We start from the raw sequence: 3577 nt of genomic DNA on the forward strand, positions 1-3577 counted from the left end.
TTTTGTGCTCCGAACCCCGCCCGAACGCAAAGCTCGAAACCGTTAGCAGCAATGCCAAGACAGACCACCGTAACAATACAGATTACCGTAAATAAAAATGACACCAGACCTTTTTAGTGACTTAGAGAACGAACAAAACAATAGCCGAAAAGAAAAAATCGGTCAAGCAGACATTCAATATGTTCAGTCAGCAAGTATTCTGACAGAAGCTAAAGGATTTATGGAAGCGTATGACTACACCTTAAATCCGTATTCGGGCTGTTCTTTTGGTTGCAACTATTGCTACGCTGCATTTTTTGCACGTTCAGCAGACGAAAGAGAAAATTGGGGAAATTGGCTGAAAGTAAAAGAAAACGCTTTGCAACTACTTATGAAGTGGCGTAAAAAACCACTTATTGACAAAACAATTTACATAAGTAGCGTAACAGACCCATATCAGCCAATTGAAAAGAAACTTGAATTGACAAGAAGTATTTTAAAAGAACTTTTGAAGTATCACAAACCACGATTAGTAATTCAGACAAGAAGCCCATACGTTACAAGAGACATTGACTTGCTAAAGCAATTTGAAATTGCACAAGTGAATATGACTGTAACAACCGACAGCGAAGATGTGAGAAAAGCATTTGAACCGCTTTGTCCATCGAATAAATCAAGACTGAAGGCAATTCAAGAAGTTACAGAAGCGGGAATACAAACTTGTATTACGATGACACCACTTTTGCCAATACAAAACGCAAAAAGTTTTACCGAAGAACTTTTAAGCACCGGTGTAAAAAAATTTATTGTTCAACCATTCCACGCAGAAAAAGGAAAGTTTGTTGCAAGTACAAGAGAAATTGCATTGGAGCAAATTAAAAAAATGAATTGGAGTAATGATAAATACTTACAAGTAGTAGAAACATTTAGAAAAGAACTTCCTTGGTTGGGTGAAGGTAAACAAGGATTTGCACCAATTTAATTGCCTATGAAAAATAAACTTACCGAATGGTTAAAAGCCGAGCAGCAAAACATTGACAAGGCAATTGCAAACGCCGCAAAACAATATTATCACGACCACAAAACAGAGCCAAATTTTCAATATGACTTAAAGCTATGTCATATTGAAAGCTATAACTTAGTCAGAGGAAAAGATTTGTGTTATGATAGACCAAACACGGCTTTTGCTTATTCTCTCTGGTATCACCCACGAAGAATAAACACTTTTCTTTCATTTTTCTGTGATAAAATTTTAGAACTACAAAGGCAAAACATTGAAGTTTTTGATTTAGGTGCGGGTGCGGGAGCAATTCAGTGGGGCTTAGGTTTGATTTATGCAGGATTAATACGTCTTGGACAAAAACCACCAAGAATTACTATAATAAACATAGATACAAGTCCTTTTATGCTCATCTATAACAAGGAATATCTATGGAAAGAGTTTTTAAAACTTTATCCTGAAATTGACAACAATTTCATTGTTGAATATGAAGTCAATTCTTGGAACAACGAAAGAGATTTAGAAACTTCAAACCCAATTTTAGCGGCAAGTTACCTTTTTGATGCGTCAGACAACAAGACAGAAATTGCAAATGATTTCAAGGCTTTAATAAACAAGTATAAACCAAATACCGTTTTGCTTTTGACCTCAAATCAGTCCGAAAAAATTCCATTTGTCAATTCTGTTATTAATGAATTTCGACAGTTAGGATTTAATTCTCAAATAGTGTCTGATGCAAATTTGTTGTTTCGTGGAAATCTAAATCAAATAAATGAAGTAAGAACAGCATTAGGAAACAAATTTGGCATTAGCGAATTACAAAGACAATCGTTTTGGACTGATAACAGCCATTACGGTGTAATTCTAAATAAACAACTTGCAGAACTTACGTTTTCATATGGAACTAAAACCATCTCCTCATTAGACATTTACAATCCGCCAATAACGGTTCGCAGAGATGTAAAATTGAATGACAAACAAAAAAGGGCTGCAAGAAATTCGGAAACACCGTCTATTATTGTTGGACCCGCAGGTTGCGGGAAAAGCATTGTTATTACCGAAAAAATAAAAAATATAGTTGAACAGTTGGAGTATTCGCCAAATTTAAAAATACTTGTAACAACTTTTAATAAAGGTCTTATAGGAAAATTAGCTGAATGGTTAAAAGATTTACTTGACAATACAAAGTTTCAAATTCGCTATGACACCAATTTTTATGGTTACAGCGACAAATCAAGTCATTTTACTTTTACCAATTCAACCCATACAAACATAAGATTGTTGCATTTTGATATGTTGCCCAAAATGCTTGGCGGTGTTAGATATAACGGACTTGTAAATCACGAACAGCATTTCACAATGTTGCGTGAGATTATTCAAAAAGTAAAACAAGAGGAAAAGATTTTTAATGATAGATACGACAACATTTTAAATCCTGATTTTTTATTTGAAGAGTATCATCGTGTTATTTATGGTTTACAAGTTGGTATTAGCAAAGGAGAAGACACATATTTGACAATAACACGGAAAGGGCGAGGAAACAATCCCTCATTACAGAAAAATAGCGACAGACGAAAGTTAGCTTTTAAGTGCTTGACAGCATACGCTCAACGAATGCATAATGAAAATATTCAAAGTTTCACTTTGAGGCGACAATATTTTTACTCAAAACTTAAATCAGGCAATTTGCCACTAAATTACGACTACATTTTAGTAGACGAGTTTCAAGACTGCACGGAAGCGGACTTTGAAATTTTTTATTCAATGATTAAAAACCCTAACAACTTGACTATTGCTGGCGATTTAGCTCAATCAATTCATTTAGGGACAGCTGCTAAAATTCCAAGAGATGACAGAATGAGCAGACGACAATTTTATCGTTTAGAAGGTTCGTACCGTTTGCCTGTAAGAATTAGTGAAAGCATTAAAAAACTTTCCGAAGCCATTGTTGAACGATTTGGAAATGATGAAGGCGTTACAGACATAACTCCATACAAAGGTTCGCCACCAGGTTCACGACCTATTGTTGTTTATGGACGAACATTTCTTGAAGTAGCTGAAAAAGTGAAACAAGTTTTTAACCATTACAAAATATACGACCTTGTCAAAATCACAATACTTGAAAAAGATACCGAACTTCTAAAAGAAATTAGCAAGAAAGGAATTACTTGCGAAACAGATACAATTCTAAGTTTAAAAGGACTTGAAAAAGAATGTGTGCTTTGGTCTACAAGAATACCATTAGAATTTGAGAAAGAAGTTTTTGAATTTTCTTACACAATTGTTACTAGGACATCTTGCATTTTAATAATTGCACTTACAGACGACACACAAAACATTTATAAGAAAATACTTGGTTTGTTAGATAATGAACGCTTAATTATGTGGGACAAAGAAACAGCAGACAAGTTTTACACTTTCTGTGAAGAATATAAACCAGAAACAATAATAGATGAGGACACGGACGACTGAAAAGGCACTGCTGCTAACAAGGTATTGCCAAAAGCGGGGCTGAACAGCTTCGATTGAACTTTTGTGCAAGGTTCAACTTTCGTTCTTCGATTGAACTTTTGTGCTAAAAATCCCCGCCTTCGGCAA

Annotated in this window: 2 protein-coding genes; both read left to right on the forward strand. The window is 34.8% G+C overall.

The features are described 5' to 3' along the window. Positions 1 to 97 precede the first annotated feature (97 nt). Positions 98 to 961, forward strand: a complete 864-nt coding sequence (locus CHX27_RS00525) for an SPL family radical SAM protein (RefSeq protein ID WP_094484838.1) — start codon at positions 98 to 100, stop codon at positions 959 to 961. 6 nt (positions 962 to 967) lie between these two features. Continuing rightward, positions 968 to 3451 carry a UvrD-helicase domain-containing protein gene (locus CHX27_RS00530; RefSeq protein WP_094484839.1) on the forward strand — a complete coding sequence of 828 codons (2484 nt, stop codon included), beginning with the start codon at positions 968 to 970 and terminating at the stop codon, positions 3449 to 3451. Positions 3452 to 3577 lie beyond the last annotated feature (126 nt).

Source organism: Flavobacterium aurantiibacter (assembly GCF_002251775.1).
Lineage (GTDB): Bacteria > Bacteroidota > Bacteroidia > Flavobacteriales > Flavobacteriaceae > Flavobacterium > Flavobacterium aurantiibacter.